The 18921-nt window shown below is 56.6% G+C and carries 18 protein-coding genes, 1 tRNA gene and 1 pseudogene; 13 read left to right on the forward strand and 7 right to left on the reverse strand.

Translation table 11 applies throughout. The features are described 5' to 3' along the window. Positions 1-13: 13 nt before the first annotated feature. Positions 14-268, reverse strand: coding sequence for a hypothetical protein (locus TRM7615_RS22770; protein WP_108792082.1), 255 nt, complete (start codon positions 266-268; stop codon positions 14-16). 214 nt (positions 269-482) lie between these two features. On the opposite strand from TRM7615_RS22770, the pseudogene TRM7615_RS22775 reads away from it, so the two are divergent. Beyond that, a pseudogene (locus TRM7615_RS22775) lies at positions 483-1647 on the forward strand (IS3 family transposase). A gap of 391 nt (positions 1648-2038) precedes the next feature. On the opposite strand, the gene TRM7615_RS22780 reads toward TRM7615_RS22775, so the two are convergent. After that, complete coding sequence (locus TRM7615_RS22780) at positions 2039-2737, reverse strand: GntR family transcriptional regulator (RefSeq protein ID WP_108792084.1); 699 nt, start codon at positions 2735-2737, stop codon at positions 2039-2041. Positions 2738-3143: 406 nt separating this feature from the next. Between TRM7615_RS22780 and dctP (TRM7615_RS22790) the strand changes: the two genes are divergently transcribed. From dctP (TRM7615_RS22790) to TRM7615_RS22810, 5 genes are all read left to right on the forward strand, one after another. Further along, complete coding sequence (gene dctP / locus TRM7615_RS22790; protein ID WP_235824187.1) at positions 3144-4145, forward strand: TRAP transporter substrate-binding protein DctP; 1002 nt, start codon at positions 3144-3146, stop codon at positions 4143-4145. 67 nt (positions 4146-4212) lie between these two features. Further along, complete coding sequence (locus tag TRM7615_RS22795) at positions 4213-4854, forward strand: TRAP transporter small permease (protein ID WP_108792088.1); 642 nt, start codon at positions 4213-4215, stop codon at positions 4852-4854. Between the two features lie 3 nt (positions 4855-4857). After that, positions 4858-5118, forward strand: a complete 261-nt coding sequence (locus TRM7615_RS22800; RefSeq protein WP_108792090.1) for a hypothetical protein — start codon at positions 4858-4860, stop codon at positions 5116-5118. Positions 5119-5158: 40 nt separating this feature from the next. After that, positions 5159-6316 carry a M24 family metallopeptidase gene (locus TRM7615_RS22805; protein WP_108792092.1) on the forward strand — a complete coding sequence of 386 codons (1158 nt, stop codon included), beginning with the start codon at positions 5159-5161 and terminating at the stop codon, positions 6314-6316. A gap of 3 nt (positions 6317-6319) precedes the next feature. After that, entirely contained in the window at positions 6320-7177 is an 858-nt protein-coding gene (locus TRM7615_RS22810; protein WP_108792094.1) for a carbon-nitrogen hydrolase family protein, read from the forward strand. 258 nt (positions 7178-7435) lie between these two features. Here TRM7615_RS22810 and TRM7615_RS22820 read toward each other — a convergent pair whose 3' ends face one another. Then, complete coding sequence (locus TRM7615_RS22820) at positions 7436-8083, reverse strand: GntR family transcriptional regulator (protein ID WP_108792098.1); 648 nt, start codon at positions 8081-8083, stop codon at positions 7436-7438. Positions 8084-8223: 140 nt separating this feature from the next. Here TRM7615_RS22820 and dctP (TRM7615_RS22825) point away from each other — a divergent pair, with 140 nt between their 5' ends. The 6 genes from dctP (TRM7615_RS22825) (at position 8224) to TRM7615_RS22850 (ending at position 14443) form a co-directional block, all read left to right on the forward strand. Continuing rightward, entirely contained in the window at positions 8224-9213 is a 990-nt protein-coding gene (dctP, locus tag TRM7615_RS22825) for a TRAP transporter substrate-binding protein DctP (protein WP_108792100.1), read from the forward strand. Positions 9214-9290: 77 nt separating this feature from the next. After that, the gene (locus tag TRM7615_RS22830; protein WP_108792102.1) at positions 9291-9839 is read left to right on the forward strand and encodes a TRAP transporter small permease; all 549 of its coding nucleotides are present in this window, start codon (positions 9291-9293) and stop codon (positions 9837-9839) included. Continuing rightward, on the forward strand, positions 9839-11155 hold the full coding sequence (locus TRM7615_RS22835) for a TRAP transporter large permease (RefSeq protein WP_108792105.1): 1317 nt from the start codon (positions 9839-9841) through the stop codon (positions 11153-11155). Before TRM7615_RS22830 ends, TRM7615_RS22835 begins: the two co-directional genes overlap by 1 nt. Beyond that, positions 11152-12399 carry a malonyl-CoA decarboxylase gene (locus tag TRM7615_RS22840; protein ID WP_108792107.1) on the forward strand — a complete coding sequence of 416 codons (1248 nt, stop codon included), beginning with the start codon at positions 11152-11154 and terminating at the stop codon, positions 12397-12399. Before TRM7615_RS22835 ends, TRM7615_RS22840 begins: the two co-directional genes overlap by 4 nt. A 2-nt stretch (positions 12400-12401) precedes the next feature. Then, positions 12402-13919, forward strand: coding sequence for a malonate--CoA ligase (locus TRM7615_RS22845; RefSeq protein WP_108792109.1), 1518 nt, complete (start codon positions 12402-12404; stop codon positions 13917-13919). Between the two features lie 68 nt (positions 13920-13987). Further along, complete coding sequence (locus TRM7615_RS22850) at positions 13988-14443, forward strand: universal stress protein (protein ID WP_306417737.1); 456 nt, start codon at positions 13988-13990, stop codon at positions 14441-14443. A 621-nt stretch (positions 14444-15064) separates the two neighbouring features. On the opposite strand, the gene TRM7615_RS22860 is transcribed toward TRM7615_RS22850, so the two are convergent. Together TRM7615_RS22860 and TRM7615_RS22865 are read right to left on the reverse strand one after the other, a co-directional pair. Beyond that, a tRNA-Val gene (locus TRM7615_RS22860) sits at positions 15065-15140 on the reverse strand. A 59-nt stretch (positions 15141-15199) separates the two neighbouring features. Beyond that, positions 15200-16231: an AbrB family transcriptional regulator gene (locus TRM7615_RS22865; protein ID WP_108792111.1), complete on the reverse strand. Its 1032-nt coding sequence runs from the start codon at positions 16229-16231 to the stop codon at positions 15200-15202. A 79-nt stretch (positions 16232-16310) separates the two neighbouring features. On the opposite strand from TRM7615_RS22865, the gene TRM7615_RS22870 reads away from it, so the two are divergent. After that, complete coding sequence (locus tag TRM7615_RS22870) at positions 16311-17012, forward strand: GntR family transcriptional regulator (RefSeq protein ID WP_108792113.1); 702 nt, start codon at positions 16311-16313, stop codon at positions 17010-17012. 227 nt (positions 17013-17239) lie between these two features. Here the strand turns inward: TRM7615_RS22870 and TRM7615_RS22875 are convergent, their stop codons facing one another. Both TRM7615_RS22875 and TRM7615_RS22880 read right to left on the reverse strand, forming a co-directional pair. Beyond that, the gene (locus TRM7615_RS22875; protein WP_108792115.1) at positions 17240-18076 is read right to left on the reverse strand and encodes an NgoMIV family type II restriction endonuclease; all 837 of its coding nucleotides are present in this window, start codon (positions 18074-18076) and stop codon (positions 17240-17242) included. Between the two features lie 2 nt (positions 18077-18078). Next, on the reverse strand, positions 18079-18852 hold the full coding sequence (locus TRM7615_RS22880; RefSeq protein ID WP_181892923.1) for a DNA cytosine methyltransferase: 774 nt from the start codon (positions 18850-18852) through the stop codon (positions 18079-18081). Positions 18853-18921 lie beyond the last annotated feature (69 nt).

The raw sequence follows: 18921 nt of genomic DNA on the forward strand, positions 1-18921 counted from the left end.
AGGTTGCCCGCACCTAAGTGCAAGATCCATTGCCTTGTGCAACAAGGTAAGGATCACATCCTTGCTCAAGAACGTTCTTGGCCCGCGTCAACTCGGCAATCTGTGCTTCATACCAGGTCTTTGCCGCCAGTTTCTCTTCGTCCGTCTTGGTCGGATCTTTGGCAAACTCTCCCATCCAGAAAGTCATAATTCTAATCTTCCCCGTCAGCTCTTCGATCTGATCCGCCACTTTTTGCGCATCCGTCTTCAGCCCCAGATCGTCGATCAAGGCATCGGTTAGCGTTTAGCTGACATTGTTGTTGTCTATGAAATCCGTCAAAAAAGCCGCCAATTGACTCGCTTCGCGGGTGAGGACAGCCTTGCCACGCACATTCAATGCCTAAATGGCAATAGGACCCGAGTTGTCCAATTCCTTGTTCTCAAAAGTGAGCCTCCCCAACTGAACTGGTCCCCCGCTATGTTTATGAAACGAAGGACCGAGAATGGCAAACAAGCGACCGAAGCCCGAGGAGATTGTCTCGAAGTTACGGCAGGTTGAAGTATTGATGGGGCAAGGCATGCCTCGTCTGGATGCGATCAGACAGATTGGCGTTGTTGAACAGACCTGTTACCGCTGGCGCAAGCACGGAGCCTTGTTGCGCCATTGGTCCGAGCGACAATGGCGACGGGTGGAATGGGCGTGGATCAGTTGAAGGAATAGAAGCGACTACAGAAGGAGAACGATCGGCTGAGACGAGCTGTATCGGACCTGACGCTCGACAAGTTGACCCTCACGGAAGCAGCAAAGGGAAACTTCTGAGCCCCGCTCGTCGTCGTGCTTGCATCGACTTCGTCCGCAGCCAGGTCAAAGTGTCTGAGCGCCGGGACTGCTGTGTGCTGGGGCAACGTCGCTCGACACAGAGACATGTCCCGAGAGGCTGCGCCGATGAAGGTCGGTGAGTTGCCGACATGATTGAACTGGCTAGGCAGTATGGCCGCTACGGCTATCGTCGGATTGCGGCTTTACTCAGAGATGCAGGCTGGTCGATCAGTGACGGGCGTGTCGAACGGCCATGGCGGCGAGAGGGGCTGAAGGTTCCAGCTAAGCAACCAAAGAAGGGGCGGCTCTGGCTGAACGACGGATCATGCGTGCGGCTGCGGCCTGAGTATCAGAACCATGTCTGGTCCTATGACTTCGTTCATTGTCGGACAGATGATGGGAAGGCGTTCCGGACGCTGAACATCATTGATGAGCATAGCTGGGAGTGCTTGGCGAGCAAGGTGAAGCGAAAGCTGAACTCTGTAGACGTGATTGATGCTCTGACGGATCTGTTCATCATGCGCGGGGCGCCTGCCTTCATCCGCTCAGACAACGGTCCTGAGTTCCTGGCTCAAGGCGTCCGGGACTGGATTGCGGCCGTGGGTGCCAAGGTCGCCTATATTGAGCCTGGCTCACCTTGGGAGAACGGATACTGCGAAAGCTTCAATGGCCGGTTTCGGGACGAACTGCTCAACGGGGAGATCTTCTATACCCTGCGTGAAGCCCAGATCCTGGTCGAAGAATGGAGGAAGCACTACAACACCAAACGGCCACATAGTGCATTGGGCTATCGCCCACCGGCACCAGAGGCCATCATCCTGATGGAAAGCAGGCCAATCATGCACTAACAATCAACTTGGACCAGTCAGATGAAGCTGCTCACGGATCCCTTGACTGGACCGGATTCCAATGCGCGCTCCGCTCAGCGAGGTCAGGCTCGTGGCCAGCCTCTGTGAAATTTTCCCTGCTGGCACAGCCCTGCAGACTTATCCAGATTGGAGCTTGCCATCTCATCTGCACGGCCCGCGACAACGACAACAAAGAGTACAACCACCGAAAAAAGGCACCCAATTTCTGACGGGGCAAGCGCAACGTTGAAGTCCCCCACTCTTGAAACAGCATGCGCCTGACGCTCAAAACTGGCGGACACTATGAATTCGTTTCACGTTGAACGAATGACCGCAATACACTGAAGTGGATGGTCCGGAGCTTGTGCTGAAAGGTAACAAGCCGCAGCGGTCAATCGGGCACTTCACCAAAGAGGAACTTCCTGATGCGGGCGTAGCCATAGCCGATGTGGATGCGCTGGATATAGCCGACGGCCATCACGTCCTGTTCCATCAGAGCCATTTCCAAATCGATCAGTTCAGCTAACAGGGCTTCGGCAACCTCAGACCCGGCGCTGTCGACGACCCGATGCCAGGTGCTGGCGGCCTGGTAATAGGCTTGGGTCCAGAATGAGCGAAGCACGCTGTTGCCAATCAGATCGCTGATAAGCGTGTTTAGCTGATCATTCACGATGACATATTGGCGACTGTCGACATAATTGCTCAGTTGGCGGGCCTGCTCCTGCAGATCACGCACCCGATCCAGATGACTGTCTTCGACCGAACACGGCGCAGTGGCCCCGATCAGAGAGGCAAGGTGCAGACGCATTTCATAAACATGAGCGATCTTTTCAGGCGAAAGCTCCATGACCACATTGCCGACACCGTTGATTGTGTCCACCAGGCCCAAGTGGTTGATCCGGCTGATCGCGTCACGCACGGGCGTGCGGCTGACACCGAATTCCTGGGCAAGTTCGGCTTCTTTCAGTCGATCACCCGGGGTATATTCCAGAAAGCAGATCCGCTTAAGGATGAGGTCCTGGATCTCTTCCACCCCCGGCTTTCGCTCCCCCCAACTGGGAGGGGTCAGTTGTATCTTGGCTGCGGTCACGCGTGCTCCCTTTCGGCCAGGCGCGGTTTTGTCTGTAATATCAACTCGTCGTCCTTCGGGCGACGATCAATTTCACAGTTCGCGCGGAAGGGTGTCGACAGTGATGCTGTCTTCGATCCAGGCGCGGGTGAAATGAATGCCAACGTCTTCCGGATGCAAAGTAAACATGTCGTCCTCAATCGTTTGCTCTGTCGCCAAAAGGACGAATCCGATTTTGCCCGCTCGTGTCTGCCATCATCGAACATGCGAGGTCCCCCTCACATAGCTGTATACACGAATCGAAATTTTTCACATAAATTTTTGCATTGATCAATTTATGGCACATTGCTGTATGCAGCTTTCAGAGTTTGTGCCAATTTCCCGCTCATCCCGAAACGGACGAATCACCAAGTCGGAGGATGAAAAGGTGACAACTTCGAAACAGATCAAGGCAGGCTTCGCCGCTGTGGGCCTGCTGGCTGCGGGCACAGGCACGGCCACTGCCAAAGAGATCATTCTGGACCACGTCATGGGCACCCGGCACATCTTCCACGCGGTGTCCGAACAGTTCTCGGCTCGCCTCAAGGAGTTGTCAGGCGGAGAAATGACCGTTGCCTACCATCCCGGTGGCGACTTGGGCGATTGGGCGTCGATCGTCGAGCGGGTCTCGCAAGGCGCTGTGCAGATGACTATGAGCTGGAACCACTCGGAACTGGACCCGCGCTTTGACGTGTCGGTACTGGGCTATGTGGCCAGCGACTTGGAAACCGGGCGCAAGGTCTATGGCCCCGGCTCGGTCATGAACGAGGTCTATGACGGCATCATGGGCGATCTTGGCATAGCGCTCTTGGGCACGATTCCGACCGAATTCACCGGTTTCGTCATGCGCAAGGGTGTCGACGTGCCGACCAGCTGCCATAAGGATGCGCAAGGCTTCAAGACGCGCGTGCTGGGCATGCCGATGGCGATCGAACGTTACAAGGCGACGGGCTTCGCACCCGTGCCCATGGCTTTCTCCGAGGTGCACACAGCGCTGCAAACCGGCGCCATTGACGGCCGCGCCTATTCGCCGCCCTCCGAAGTGCCGCTCTTCAAGGACGCGGTCAGCCCCTATGTCTTTACTCGTGAGAACTTCGAACACACCTTCTGGACCGCCAACAAGCGCTGGTTCGATGGTCTGAGCGAAGAACAGCAGAGCTGGATCCGCACCGCCGCCGACGAGGCCGTAACCTGGGCCTGGAAAAACGCCGAGGCCGAAAGCCCCAAATGGTTCGACCAAACGCGCGAGGCCGGGATCGAGGTGATCGAGCTGTTCCTCGAGCAGATGGACGCCTACCGCACCCAGGTGACCGCCGTCGAATACCCCTACATCGAAGCGAGCATCGGCGCGGATGTCATGGATCAGATCAAGGCCACAGCCGGGAACTGATCCCTCGCTGCGCCCGTTTCTCCCGCGGGTGCGGACCACCCTCATGCACAGATCTGGGAGGAGGCGCATGACCAAGGAACTTCTGCATACGGGCGGCTTTGACGACGTGCTGCCCCACGAACCGATCATCCCGGCCGCTCATGATCCCGCCAAACCGGTCTGTCGCGGACTTGGTGGTTTCTATGCCGTCGAACGCCGCCTGGCCTGGCTGATGAGCGTGATCTTGTTCACGGCGATCCTGTATCTGGGCCTTCTGATGGCCGCGCAGGTCTTCATGCGCTACGTCATCGCCTCGCCTTTCCTGGGGATCGAGGAACTGGCGCCGATACTCGCCCTTTGGATCTATTTCATCGGCATGGCTTATTGCACCCGCAAACGCGGCCATATCCAAGGCAGCGTGCTGACACTGGTCACACAGAACCCGAGGACGGTGCTGTCCGTGCACCTGTTCGGCACGCTGGTCAGCCTGGTGACCGTCGCGGTCTTTGCCTGGTTCGCTTGGGATTTTGCCGCCTACAATCTGTCCCTGAACCGCAAGAGCACATACCTGCGCCTGCCGAAATACATCTTGGATTTCAGCATAGTGTCGGGCTTTGCCCTAGTGATCCTCTACCTAGCGCTGCAGACCTTCCTGGAAGCCCGCGCGCTGATCACTGACCAGATCACCGGCCAATTCACCGGCCAATTCACCGGCAAGGGAGGCAACTGAGCCATGACCTTCTTCCTGCTGGCCTTCCTGGCCATTGTCCTTTTGTTGCTGATCGAAGTGCCCGTCGGATTCGCCTTCGGCGCAGGCGCCCTGGTCTACGGGCTGATGGTCGGGCTGATCATCTCTCGTTCTCTACCGCTGTCGATCTATGTTGGCCCGACAACGAAGCTCTTGCTGCTTTGCCACCTGCCGATGGTGCTGATCGTAACTTTCGTGTCCCCGTGGCGCTGTATCATCCCGGGCTTCTCGACCGAGTGTCGTTAGCCGCTACACTGAAACCCAAATTCAAAAAGGATCCCAGAACATGCTGCAAGAAGCACAGAAACGGACAGCAATTCTTCAGGAGCGAATGCGTGAACAGGGCATTCGGAAAGCCGTGTTTACCGATGAAAGCTCAATGGCTTACCTCGCTGGGTTCTGGGGCTATCTCGGAATAGAATTCGGCCGCCCAACAATGTTGGTGGTCGATGCCGATAACGCCCCTGTGGTTGTTACACCCTTGATGGAAAGCGAAATGGTTGCAGAGATGACCTGGGTTGACGACGTGCGCACCTGGGAAGATGCGGGCCAACGTACCTGGGGCCGCGCGCTGGCGGGCGCTCTCGGCGAAAACCCGTCCGAGATTTGGATCGAACGGACCACCGTTCCGGCGATTGTGCGCAACCATCTGGATGAAACCTATCCCGGCGTCCCGCTCAAGGATATTGCCCCGGTGCTGGGCGACATGCGGATGATCAAAACCCCGTTCGAGATCGAGGTGATGAAGCAAGCCGGTCAGATCGCCGGGGCCATGATGGCCGCCGCGCACGACAGTCTGCGCGAGGGCGCGCAGGAATACGAAAGCGCGCTTTCGGTGATCGAGGCAGGATCACGCAAAGCCGCAGGCTTCCTGACCGCCACCGGCTGGGAGCGTTTCGTCTCGCCGATGATCCATAACTTGCAGATCGTGCAAAGTGGCAAGGATGCCTCGATGGTGCATCGCCGCGCCAGTGTGAAGGCTTACGAGAAATTCGACCCGGTTTACTTCTGTTTCTGCAATATGGCGCAGTTCAAGCAATACAAGCTGGGTTTTGACCGCATGTTCCACATTGGCGACGTGCGTGACGAAGATCGGCGGGTGCAAGAGGCTGCGATCGCCGCACAGCAGGCCGCAATCCACGCGATCCGTCCCGGTGTTCTGGCCGAGGATATCGCCGCCGCCGCAAATGAAGTCTATCAAGAGCGCGGGTACGAAACCGGATATCGCACCGGTCGTTCCATCGGGGTGGCCTATCTGGAAGCACCCGAGCTGAAAGCAGGGGATAAGACCGTGTTGCAGCCCGGCATGACCTTCGCGGTCGATGGTGGGATCTCGGTGGACGGGGTGACGGCCGGCCGGATTGGCGATTCCGTTGTCGTCACCGACACGGGCTTTGACTATATCACCAGCTACCCCCGTGAAATCCTGTTGAGCAAGGGCTAAGCCATGGTGGACAGTCTGAACATCGCAGTTGCACAAAGCCCTGCGGACCTTTTCGGTCCGCAGGCGCGTCTTGCTTGGTTGGCTGAGTGCCTGGCCCGTCTTGATGGGCAGGAGGTAGATCTTCTGCTGCTGCCCGAGCTGTTCCTGACCGGTTACAACATCGGGGAAAAAGTGACGGAATGGGCAGAACCCGTTGCCGGATCTTTGGCGCGGACGATTGCCGCACTCGCCTGTCGACACAACATTGCAATCCACTATGGCTTCGCCGAGCGCGAAGGAGAACGGATCTACAATGCCGCCGCCTGTATCGCTCGCAATGGAACTCTTTTGGCCTGTCACCGAAAGCTGCTGCTGCCGCCGAGATTTGAAGGGGATCACTTCAGCCCGGGAGAAAGCTATACCCAATTCGAGATTGACGGCATCAAGGCGGCAACGTTGATCTGCTATGATGCCGAGTTTCCCGAAACCTTTCGTGCCGTTGCGAGTGCCGGAGCAGAGCTGGTACTGGTGCCGACCGCCCTGGGTGCGCAATGGGGGGTGGTTGCCAATACGGTCATTCCAGCCCGGGCCTTTGAGAACGGCATATATGTCTGCTACGCAAATTCCTGCGGCACGGAAAACGACATGAGCTTTTTTGGCGGCAGCTGTGTGATTGCGCCAAACGGTGCGGAATTGGCCCGGGCCGGGGCCGGAGAAGAAATATTGCAGGCCAAGATCGAAAAAGGAGCTGTGCAGGCAGCGCAATCCCGCCTGCCCTATCTGATCGACAGGCAGAACCTTCGTGGCCTTTGCCGGGAGTTCGATCAAGCTCAAGCTCTATCTCTCCGAAACATGGCGACGGGTGCCCCTGAGCAGAGATAACGTTATCAGTTGGCAGTCTGTGCACTCGGTTTCGGCGGAACAAGAAAGGTTTGGTGACTTTGATGTCAGCCGAATTCAGGCGTTCTTCAGCCCCACAAAGTTGCCGCTGACAGCAGACCACAGCCCTGTCGGCTTGGGCGGCAAACAGGACGACCATGCGATTGGTTTTGACGTGCAAATGGGGCGCCGTAGCATTCGTCCCTCGCACCTAAAGCGGTCAAGTTCGGAGGCCGGTTTTCGGATAGATTGACCTTGTGCCTAGTTCTTCAACCCAGCCATCAGCTGCTGAAACTTTTCACCTTGCACTGTGACGTGGCCACGCAGCAGCTTGGCAGCACCTTCGGAATCCCCAGCCTTCAATGCTTGAACAATTTCTTCGTGCTCGGCGAGCGACTGAGCCATACGCCCGCGAAACCTTAGTTGTACGCGGCGATACGGCTTTAATCGATTTTGCAACCGCAATGCCTCGCTCTGCAGATATGAGTTTGTCGACCCGCGGTAGATTTCTTGGTGGAACGCCTCGTTTTCAAGATAATATCTGGCAGCATCTTCTTCTTCGACTGCATCCATACATCGAGAGTTGGCATCCGCCAGACGATCCAAACCCTCGTCCGTCATTCTAGCTGCTGCGAAACGGCCACATGCAGCTTCAAGTTCCGCCATGGTTTCAAACATTTCGAGCAACTCTACAGGCCCAGGCTGGCGAACAAATACGCCTCTGCGGGGGATTTGCTCGGCCATCCCGGACATCACCAACCGCTGTAGCGCTTCCCGAATTGGCGTGCGCGAAACGCTGAACTGTTCGGCGAGTTTGATTTCATCAAGCCTTTGACCGTCTTCATATTCCCCTTGGAATACAAGCTGTTCCAGTGTTTCAGCAATCTGTTCTGCTCGTTTTATCTCCATGGGGACAGGATACTCCAATTGGTTTGGTCGGAGCAAGAATTTAAATCTTGTATACAATAATATTGACATAGGATGCCAGGCTCGTGATGATCACGTATTGCCGCACCTGAGGAGAGTCGGCTCACATATGGGAGGAACCTATGAAAACGAAATTTCTAACGACTGTCGCGATGGTTGCAGCTCTGGGTCTGGGAACGATGGCAGGAGCCACTGAATTGCGCCTGTCCCACCAGTGGTCGAACAAGGACATTCGCAATCAGGTGGCACAAATTGTTGCGGATGAGGTGGCGGCAGCCGACGTCGACCTCAACATCAAAATCTTCGGTTCCAAGTCGCTGTTCAAACCGCGCGAACAATACCGCCCACTGAGCCGCGGGCAGCTCGACATGACCGTGCTTCCGTTGAGCTATGCCGGTGGTCAGCAACCCGCTTTCAACCTGACGCTGATGCCTGGACTGGTAAAAAACCACGACCACGCTGCACGTTTGAGCAATTCTCCGTATATGAAAGCCCTCGAAAAGAAGATGGCTGAAGACGATGTCATGGTGCTGGTCCATGGTTATCTGGCAGGCGGCTTCGTTGGCAAAGATAGATGCATCACCAAGCCTTCAGATATTGATGGGCTTCAGACACGTGCTGCTGGAAAAGCTTTTGAACAGATGCTGGCCGGCGCGAATGCATCAATCACATCAATGGCGTCATCCGAAATCTACAACGCGATGCAAACCGGGATTCTGAATGCGGCCAATACATCGTCTTCTTCTTTCGTTTCGTACCGTATTTACGAACAGGCCGCATGCTACACGCCCGCAACGGAAGACGTTGCCCTGTGGTTCATGTATCAACCGTTGCTGATGAACAAATCGACCTTCGAAGGTCTCAATGCTGAGCAGCAAGAGGCTCTTCTGGCCGCGTCAGCAAAGGCCGAAACCTTCTATCTTGAAGAAGCCAAAAAGCAAGATGCCGCTTCAGTCGAAGTCTTTGAGAAGGCCGGTGTCGAAATCGCAGAGATGACACCCGAGGATTTTGCGGAATGGCGCGCTTTGGCACAGGAAACCTCTTACAAAGCGTTTGTTGAGGACGTTCCGGACGGCCAGGCATTGTTGGATATGGCTCTGGCCGTCGAGTAATTCCACAGCAAGGGCGACCGCCAGTGAATGACGGTCGCCGACTTCAAGAAATCTCTCAACCTGGAAGGAAAGCTGACATGGCTGGCCAAAGCTCAGCCGTCTCTTCGCGCACGGGGAACAACCCCTTTTTGCGCGGTGTAGCGGCCCTCTCTACCCTCGCCGGTTGGTGCTCAGCGGCCATGATCGTCGCCGCCGTTTCCATCACCTGCCAAATGATTTTCGTCCGTTTCGTTCTGAACCATTCGACTGTTTGGCAGACAGAAGCCGTCGTTTATCTTGCAATCGGCGCCACGCTTGTTGGGTTGCCTTATGTGCAGCGGCTTCGTGGTCACGTAAATGTCGACCTGATCCCGCTGGCACTCTCAAAAACTGCTCGGTACTATATGTACTTGCTCACGATGGGGCTATCGATTGCGATCGTGGCGATTGTGCTCTTCTACGGTTATGAACACTGGCACCTTGCCTATGAACGCAATTGGAAGTCCGACACCATCTGGGCTGTCCGGCTTTGGATTCCCTATCTTTCAATCCCAGTTGGGTTTGGCCTGTTTCTGCTTCAACTCATCGCTGATCTGGTCGCCGTCCTCCTGAAAATCGACGCTCCCTTTGGCTTGGAGGACGTGTAATGGACCCGATCTTGCTCGGTGGCATCGTCGCAATCGCGACAATCATGGTGTTGTTCTCTGGCGTTTCAGTCGCACTGGGACTGCTTATCGTTTCGACCGGATTTTTGCTGATCTTCGATGGGCTACGTTCGCTTGAGCTGATCCCCGAAATTCTCTTCGGTAAGCTCGATAACTTTGCACTCCTTTCGATCCCGATGTTCATCATCATGGGCTCGTCAATCGCATCAACCAGAGCGGGGGCCGACCTATACGAAGCTCTTGAACGCTGGCTGACGCGGGTTCCTGGCGGTCTGGTCGTCTCGAACCTTGGCGCTTGCGCGCTCTTTGCTGCGATGTCTGGCTCGAGCCCGGCCACCTGTGCGGCCATCGGCAAAATGGGCATCCCCGAGATGCGCAAGCGTGGCTATCCCGATGGCGTGGCCGCAGGGTCGATCGCGGCGGGTGGTACATTGGGTATTCTGATCCCACCGTCGGTCACCATGATCGTCTACGGCATCGCGACAGAAACCTCGATTGGTCGTCTGTTCCTTGCAGGCGTCCTGCCCGGTCTCTTGCTTGTGATGCTCTTCATGCTCTGGTCGCTCTACTCCACCTGGAAATCCGGCGACAAGGCTCTGCTGAGCGCGGGCAATTACACTTGGAAAGAAAAATTCGAAATTCTGCCCCGCGTGTTGCCATTCCTGGGGATCATCATTGGCGTTCTCTATGCAATGTATGGCGGCATCGCGACACCATCTGAAACGGCTGCCGTTGGCGCGCTGCTATGCTTGCTGATCGCAATGGTCATCTACAAGCTGTGGAACCCCAAGGACCTGTGGGTTGTTCTGCGGGACAGCACCAAGGAAAGCGTGATGATCATGTTCATCATCGCAGCCGCCGGTGTTTTCTCCTATATGCTGTCGAGCCTGTTCATTACGCAAGCAATTGCAGAATGGATCGGGACACTGGATGTAAACCGCTGGGTCCTGATGGGCTTTGTCATGCTGTTTCTCTTGGTTGCAGGTTTCTTCCTGCCACCGGTCGCAGTGATCCTGATGGCTGCGCCGATCTTGCTGCCGATCATCACAACAGCTGGATTTGACCCAATCTGGTTCGCGGTTGTTCTGACAATCAACATGGAGATTGGCCTGATATCGCCACCCGTGGGCTTGAACCTTTACGTGATCAACGGCATCGCGCCCGACATCTCGCTCAAGACCATTCTCAAGGGGTCGCTGCCGTTCGTGGCTTGCATGGTAATTGCAATCATCCTGCTCTGCTTCTTCCCTGGCATTGCAACCTGGTTGCCGGACTTCGTGATGGGAGAAGCGGTATGAGCTACTTCAGCGAGCTGATTTCGACGGTGTTCGAGCGGCGTTACCAAAAGGCGCTCTCGGGTGAAGTTGATGGCAGAACCACATCAGAACTGTGTGAAGCCCTGCTCAGCAGCCATGGAGAGGTGTCCGGTGTAACGCTGGCCCGTAACCTGCTGGATCGCTACGCAGCAATGAGCGCGGAAGAGAAAACCGGGTTCTTTGAGTTCATGGCACATGAGCTTGAGATCGATCCTGACGCGGTCATCAGTTCGCTGGAAGCGTACAAACACAATCCAAGCAAAGGCACATATCGTGCCTTTGCGGCAGCCTGTGAACCGCGACGCCAGGAATTGGCAAGACGTCTCAATCAAGTTCAGGGCGCGACCGGCCAATTGGTTAAGATGCGCAAGGACCTGTTGGGCTTGATGAAGGAACGCCCTGACCTTGAGCCATTAGATGTGGATTTCAAGCATTTGTTTGCGTCTTGGTTCAATCGAGGCTTCTTGGTGCTGCGGCCAATTGATTGGGCCAGCCCAGCGGACATCCTAGAGAAAATCATTGCCTACGAAGCCGTGCATGAAATTGACAGTTGGGATGACCTGCGGCGCAGGTTGAAACCGACAGACCGTCGTTGCTTTGGCTTCTTCCATCCATCGATGGCAGATGAACCCCTCATCTTTGTTGAGGTGGCTCTTACCAAAGGCGTTCCAAATTCGATTCAAGATTTGCTTGCGGACGGGCGAGATGAGATCGAGGCAGAAGATGCCGACACTGCTGTCTTCTATTCGATTTCCAACTGCCAATCCGGGCTTGCGGGTATTTCATTCGGCAATTCTCTCATCAAACAAGTCGTTTCGGATCTATCAAAGGATCTGCCGGGGCTTTCTACATTTGTGACGCTGTCACCAATACCCGGGCTGAACAAATGGCTTGGTGGAACGGACCTAGAGGTATTGAAGGCCGCAGACAATCAAGCCCTCGCCGCGCACTACCTGCTGGAGGCCAAACGATCTGACGGTATGCCGTTTGACCCAGTGGCGAGATTCCATCTGGGCAATGGCGCCATGGTTCACGCCGTCCATGCAGAAGCAGACACTTCGCCGAATGGGCGCAGACAGTCCAACGGGACGATGGTCAACTATCTCTATGACCTCTCTCAAATCTCGCAAAACCACGAGCAATTTGTTGGGGATCAAACGGTCGTCGCGTCCGCTGCAGTCAAAACGCTGAGCGGGTCAGTGACCCCCAAAAGCACAGGAGATTGATAATGGCAAACCCATTGTATGATACACTTTTCGGGCAACATCTGGGCAAGACGACACCATTCCTTGAGTTGGCGGATGGTGCTATCATCTCGCACAGCGATTACCTTGAGCGTGCAGCCCAATATGCGCACGTTTTCACACAACTCGGCCTCAAACCGGGTGACCGCGTTGCGGTCCAGATAGGAAAATCGCCTCAGGCGCTGGCTGTCTATGCGGCTTGTGTCCAGTCCGGGCTCGTGTTCCTACCTTTGAATACCGCCTACACACCAGACGAAGTTTCATACTTCGTCGAAAACAGTGGTGCGCGGGTCATCCTTTGCGATGCCAAACGATCTGAAGAGCTGGAGCCAATTGCAGAGGCAACAGGCGCAGTTCTGGAAACAATGAACAACGACGGAAGCGGCAGTTTTGCACTGCAAGCCGAGGTGATGCCGTCCACATTCTCGACCGTCGACCGGTCCGAAGATGACTTGGCTGCCTTCCTCTACACTTCAGGAACAACAGGGCGGTCCAAGGGCGCGATGCTGACCCAGGGGAATCTGCTTTCAAACTGTCAGGCTCTGACCAGAGAGTGGCAATTCACATCTGATGATATCCTTCTGCATGCATTGCCGATTTTCCACACACACGGACTGTTTGTGGCAACAAACATCTCGCTGCTCGCAGGTAGCAAGATAATCTTTATGCCGAAGTTCGATCTCGATGTGATCATTGATCGAATGCCATCCGCGACAACCATGATGGGCGTACCAACATTCTACACCCGCCTGTTGGAAGACGCGCGTTTCACCAAAGAACTGGCAAAGGGTATGCGGTTGTTCGTGTCCGGCAGTGCACCGTTGCTGGCAGAGACACATGTACAATTCGAAGACCGCACAGGCCACCGCATCCTAGAGCGCTACGGTATGACTGAAACCAATATGAACACGTCCAACCCCTACGTGGGTGAGCGCCGTGCAGGCACTGTTGGGTTCCCGCTTCCCGGCATCGAGATCAAGATCACAGACAGTGACTCAGGAGCAACCCTGCCACAGGGCGAGATCGGCGAAATTGAGGTGCGTGGTCCTAACGTCTTCAAAGGCTATTGGCAGATGCCAGAAAAGACCGCTGAAGAACTGCGAGAAGATGGTTTCTTCATAACCGGCGACCTTGGACAGATCGATGATGACGGTTACCTGCATATCGTCGGTCGTAACAAGGATCTCATTATCTCGGGTGGGTACAACATCTACCCCAAAGAGATCGAGCTCATCCTGGATGACGAAGAGGGCGTACTGGAAAGTGCTGTCATAGGTGTCCCCCATCCAGACTTTGGCGAAACTGTCGTTGGCGTTCTTGTGGCTGAAGCTGGGGCAGAGCTTGACCTTGAAGCAATCAAAAAAAGCGTCGGAACCTCGCTCGCGCGTTTCAAACAGCCACAGAAGTTGGTCGTCTTGCCCGAACTTCCGCGCAACACCATGGGCAAAGTGCAAAAGAAAGAGCTGCGTGACGACTACAAAGACCTGTTCGCCCCTGCGTGACCTCCCTGAACTGAGACCCGCGACGATTTTCTTGATCGACCGTTACGGGTCACTTTTTCAGCGTGGTGATGAAGACCAGAGAACAAAAACAATTTCTGCAAAATGGAAATCAGCAAATGTATGACAATATTCTTGTGCCTATTTCTCTTGATACAGACCGCGATGGGAAAACGGCGATGAAAGTTGCCCAGACTCTGAGTGGAGAAGATGGACAGATTTTCGTTTTGCATGTTGTGGAGCATCTTCCTCAGTATTCAGAAGACTTGCTTCCTGCAGATCACTTTGAAATCGCCAAATCGAAAATCTCTGAAGTGCTTAACCCCATGCTGGAGGGTTTGGAGAATGCCACTCTGAACATTGTCGAGGGTCATTCGGGACGGACCATTCTGGACTATGCCGAAAATCATCAAGCCGATTGCATTGTTATTGCGAGCCATCGACCCGGCCTACAGGACTACCTGTCGGGATCTACCGCGGCACGTGTTGTTCGCCACGCGTCTTGTGCAGTTCATGTCGTAAGATAGCTATAGAAAGTATCGCTTTAGTTGTTGTCTTCCCCGACCATTTCACCCTTCGGCCCCTCCCGCCACCATAGACGTCAAGCACGTTTGTCATTCACCCGTCGCCCGACAGGCCATTGCAAAGCAATCTGCCAAGAGGATCCGGCCAGCACCCCGCAGCCGGGCCGCGACCCGGCGGTAACCATATGACATCAAACCCGTTCCGCAAATCTGTGGAGAAGATCAGGAAGCATTGGATCAGGATTCCAGTGATTTGGTATCCTTGTTGAACAACGAATGGGCGCAGACCCGCGCAGAAGAGGACCAATGGCAGGATCAACAACCGAAAATGAACAAGCGAACGCGATCATCTACTGTCGCGTCTCGACGCCCTTGAACGCGTAGGATTGAAAGGTTTGAACATCCACCAGATTCGGCACACTGTAGCCGTGAAGATGTTGTCGTCTGGGCCGCCCATATAGGCGGTGAGCCAGTATCTTGGGCACTCCAATATTCAGATCACCCTGAAGATCTATGCCCGGTTCATGCCTGAACATTTGGCCGATGCCGCTGCTACTTTGGAGTTTGATAGGTTCGGTGACCTAAGGCGCACTTCGCAAAAACAGCCTAAGTCATTGAAAGATATGGTGGGTGATGAGAGGCTCGAACTCCCGACATCTTCGGTGTAAACGAAGCGCTCTACCAACTGAGCTAATCACCCGTGGGGGCGGATTTACCCAAGCTGACAGGCAGACGCAAGAGGGAAACGCGCAGTTTTTGTCATTCTTTTTCATTCAGGAAATATCGCGCGGCCACCGGAGCACCTGCGATGACAACGACCATCCGAACCAGGTGATGCAGCACCACAAATCCAAGGTCGGCCCCGACAACCAGCGCCAGTACCGTCATCTCGGCCTGCCCCCCGGGTGAGAACGCCAAAAACGCTTCGACCGGCTCGGCTAGCCCCAATACAACAACCGCTTGCGTGATCGCCGCGGCCATCGCCGCCAACACCACGACAAAGGCCGCGCCAGACAAAACGATCCGGCGCAGCTCGGTTGCCGTAATGCCGGTGTAAGAGACGCCCAGCCCCATGCCGATCACAAATTGCGCAACAAAGATCGCTTCGGCTGGCGGACGATAGCTAAGCACACCCAAGAGCGTTGCCGCCGCCCCAAGGATCAGAGGACCCAGGATCGCTGCACCAAAGAGCCCAACCCGCTCGCCCCCTTTCCAGCCCGCGATGGCGATCACCACCATCACTGCCAGTTGTGTCGGGGGTATGTCCGTCACCGGTGCACCAACGGCCCCGCTGAGAGAGACCCCATAGAACTCGGTCAGGATGAACGGCGCGATCGAGACGATCACGAGAACGCGGGTCACGTGGATCAGTGACAAGGCGCGCACATTGCCGCCTGCCTCTTGCCCGAACAGGATCATGTCCTGCAACCCGCCCGGCATGGCGCTGAAATAGGCGGTCACCCGGTCAAAGCCACAGATCCGTGTGAAAAACGGAACGCCAATCACCGCGATCAAGGCAATGTAGGCGGCCATGATCGCCAGCGTCACCGCCATATCAGGCAGTTTCATCATCAAGTCGATCGTGATGGCGCTGCCTACGGCGACGCCAAGCACCGTGCGGGCTGAGGTCGAGATCACCTTGACGCCCTGCAACTGCACCCCTGCCAGCGCCGCGATCAGGCAGGTGCACATCGGGCCAAACAGAAAAGGCAGCGGCAAGGCCAGCGCCCAGAACACCCCTGCCCCAAGCGCAGCGATCACAAAGGTTACCAAACGTGGCGGCAAGGGCATGGGGCAGACTCGGGCTCTAGAACTTATGCATCCAGTCGTATACAATCGGATGCAATACTGTCAATCCAAGGCCAATCTCATGAGCAGCACACCGCGGAAAGAAAATTCTTCAGCCGCCATCGCCTATGCCCGAATGCTGGATGACATCCGCAACGGCACCCTGCAGGCCGGCGACCGGGTGACCGAAACCGAGCTGGCTTCTCGGTTGGAGCTGAGCCGCACACCCGTGCGTGAAGCCATCCGCATGCTCGAGGTGGACGGGTTGGTCGAACATGTCCCCCGCGTGGGCGCCACGATCCGCAAGCTGGGCTATGCCGAGGTGATGGAGCTTTATGACATGCGCGCCGTGCTCGAAGGCACAGCTGCACGGATGGCGGCGCGTACGGCATCCGACATCGAGTTGGCTGAGCTGGAGGCGTTGAACGCCGACATGGTCGCTTGCGATGATCTGCCCCAGGCCTATCACCTGAACCGGCAATTTCACCTGACCCTGCTGGACGCGGCCAAAAACCGGTTTCTGATCAAGGCCATGGCCGGGCTGCAGAAAACCCTGCTGATCCTGGGTCCGATCATACTGTCAGACCCCACGCGCGCCGCCGATTCCGTCACAGAGCACGAGGCCATCCTGCGCGCGCTGCGTGACCGGGATGCGGACGCAGCCGAGGCCGCGATGCGTACCCATATCGAGGCGGGGCATCGCCAACGCCTTCGCCTGTTGCGCGCCGAACGTCGCGTGGCGCCCCAAGCCGAGGATGTGCTGGCAGAAGCGTTTCGCGACTGAACCCGGGCTCGGTTCTCAGAACAGGGGAAGGCTCCCGCCCTCGCTACATGCCCTCACGGGCCCTTGCTCCGTTGGGCCGGGCGCCTCGCCTGCGGCTCGGCGCGGTCCCGCATAGGGCATCTGTTTCACGACAAGCACCAACCGCCGAGCGGAGCGAGGCTGGGCCCAACGGGAGGAGGTTTTTCGGCAGAAAAATTGACGACGGGCGGGAGAACTCCTCTCCTCTTTCAGACCACCAGATCCAATGGCAGATCCGAGATATCCCTGAGCCGCTGTCCGTCGATCATCGTCTCGACCAGTTCCAGCGCGTCGCGCTCCTGTTCGCGCATGGTCTCGACCAGTTCGAGCAACGCGAAATGGTACACACAGTCCATATCCCCCGTCCCAAGCGCAATCGCCGCAATCCGCGACGGCACGGGTTCTGCGGTCACCGCCACGATATGCGGCAACCGCCCCTTGCGGTTGCGGATCAGGTTCAGCGCCTCAGAGCGGGGGTTCTGCACTCGGTCTGACCGGATCGTCAGCTTGCAACTGATCGAAGCATGCAATGTCGCTCGCGCCCCATTGGCCTGGCGCAGGCCCGAGTGCCGCGCCACCGAAGCATCCACCAGATCGCCGCTCTGGTTGATCACTGCATCCGTCTCGGCCCCACGCACCACAACCACATCCGGCTTGATCAGGTAGTCCGTGCCCAGATGCGTCTTGAGCGTCCGACTCGCATCCGCCAGAGCGCGCAGCTCATCCAAATGCGCATATTGCGCGTAGCGTGAAATCTGTTGCCCCCGCTCGACGGAAAACCGCCCTGGTCGCAGATGGGTAAACTGCTCGAAACACTCCGCAATGAAATCCTGGCACGCGGCCTCAAACAGGCTGCCTGCGGTCTGCCCAGCCGGTTTCTCGGCATGGCTGATCAGTGGGCCAATCTTTGCCACCATGGCCTTTGCGATTTCGCGGCTCGAGGTATTGGAGACATCTGCCACCGACGGAACACCGCGTGTTTCCGTGATCGGGCCGGACAGGCATCTGGCATGAAACCGCGCCCGCGCCTCGCGCAGCCAGGTCATGCTCAGGCGACCGCGTAAAGACGCCGCGCGGTGATCGCCGCCTTGACGTTGCGCGCCACAGCCTCGGCCACGGGCGGCGGAAAGGCATTGCCAACCTGCCTGTATGCATTGGTCTTGCGCCCGGCAAACTGCCAGTCGTCCGGGAACCCCTGAATACGCGCCACCATACGCACGGTCAGACGCGGTATCCCTTCGAAATCGGGGTCTGGTGCCTCCTCCGCGATCGACTTGCCGTTGACCCCCAAAACCTCCCAGGCGCGCCGCGCGCGGGTCGGGCCCAGATCGGGACCGCCGTGTTTCTTGGATCCGCCGACGATGGTCGGCGCAATTTCATCCGCGCCGTCGCGCCACTGATCGACACCGGTCCATCCTCTCGCTCCCATCAGATCATGCAGCAGGTTGCCCACACTGGGCGGCTGCATATCGCCCCCCTTGGGCCATTCGAATTTGTCGGCAAACTCATCGCGCACGGCAACAATCACGACCCGGGGGCGCAACTGTGACACGCCGAAATCGCTCGCGTTATAGAGATGCCAGTCGACAAAGCTGTAGCCCATCTTCTTGAGCTGGCGCTTCAGTTTCTGGCGGTAATCATGAAACACCGCATCCATGAAGCCGCGCACGTTCTCAAGCATCACCGCCTTGGGGCGCACTTCATCCACGACACGCAGCGCTTCGGGAAACAGATCACGCTCATCGGCTGCACCCAACTGTTTGCTGGTCTTCCCCCACTGAAGTGGTCCTCCGCTATGTTTAGGAAAACGGAGGAAACACATGGCCAACAAGCGACCAAAGCCTGAGGAGATTGTCACGAAGTTGCGGCAGGTTGAGGTTCTGACGGGGCA

The sequence above is a fragment of the Falsiruegeria mediterranea M17 genome (genome assembly GCF_900302455.1).
In the GTDB taxonomy this organism is placed as follows: domain Bacteria; phylum Pseudomonadota; class Alphaproteobacteria; order Rhodobacterales; family Rhodobacteraceae; genus Falsiruegeria; species Falsiruegeria mediterranea.

Excerpts from the sequence above, each read along its gene's own strand:
- TRM7615_RS22795 (WP_108792088.1), top strand. The coding sequence starts at position 4,213 with ATGACCAAGGAACTTCTGCATACGGGCGGCTTTGACGACGTGCTGCCC.
- TRM7615_RS22800 (WP_108792090.1), top strand. The coding sequence starts at position 4,858 with ATGACCTTCTTCCTGCTGGCCTTCCTGGCCATTGTCCTTTTGTTGCTG.
- TRM7615_RS22805 (WP_108792092.1), top strand. The coding sequence starts at position 5,159 with ATGCTGCAAGAAGCACAGAAACGGACAGCAATTCTTCAGGAGCGAATG.
- TRM7615_RS22810 (WP_108792094.1), top strand. The coding sequence starts at position 6,320 with ATGGTGGACAGTCTGAACATCGCAGTTGCACAAAGCCCTGCGGACCTT.
- TRM7615_RS22820 (WP_108792098.1), bottom strand. The coding sequence starts at position 8,083 with ATGGAGATAAAACGAGCAGAACAGATTGCTGAAACACTGGAACAGCTT.
- dctP (WP_108792100.1), top strand. The coding sequence starts at position 8,224 with ATGAAAACGAAATTTCTAACGACTGTCGCGATGGTTGCAGCTCTGGGT.
- TRM7615_RS22830 (WP_108792102.1), top strand. The coding sequence starts at position 9,291 with ATGGCTGGCCAAAGCTCAGCCGTCTCTTCGCGCACGGGGAACAACCCC.
- TRM7615_RS22835 (WP_108792105.1), top strand. The coding sequence starts at position 9,839 with ATGGACCCGATCTTGCTCGGTGGCATCGTCGCAATCGCGACAATCATG.
- TRM7615_RS22840 (WP_108792107.1), top strand. The coding sequence starts at position 11,152 with ATGAGCTACTTCAGCGAGCTGATTTCGACGGTGTTCGAGCGGCGTTAC.
- TRM7615_RS22845 (WP_108792109.1), top strand. The coding sequence starts at position 12,402 with ATGGCAAACCCATTGTATGATACACTTTTCGGGCAACATCTGGGCAAG.
- TRM7615_RS22850 (WP_306417737.1), top strand. The coding sequence starts at position 13,988 with ATGAAGACCAGAGAACAAAAACAATTTCTGCAAAATGGAAATCAGCAA.
- TRM7615_RS22865 (WP_108792111.1), bottom strand. The coding sequence starts at position 16,231 with ATGCCCTTGCCGCCACGTTTGGTAACCTTTGTGATCGCTGCGCTTGGG.
- TRM7615_RS22870 (WP_108792113.1), top strand. The coding sequence starts at position 16,311 with ATGAGCAGCACACCGCGGAAAGAAAATTCTTCAGCCGCCATCGCCTAT.
- TRM7615_RS22875 (WP_108792115.1), bottom strand. The coding sequence starts at position 18,076 with ATGACCTGGCTGCGCGAGGCGCGGGCGCGGTTTCATGCCAGATGCCTG.
- TRM7615_RS22880 (WP_181892923.1), bottom strand. The coding sequence starts at position 18,852 with ATGTGTTTCCTCCGTTTTCCTAAACATAGCGGAGGACCACTTCAGTGG.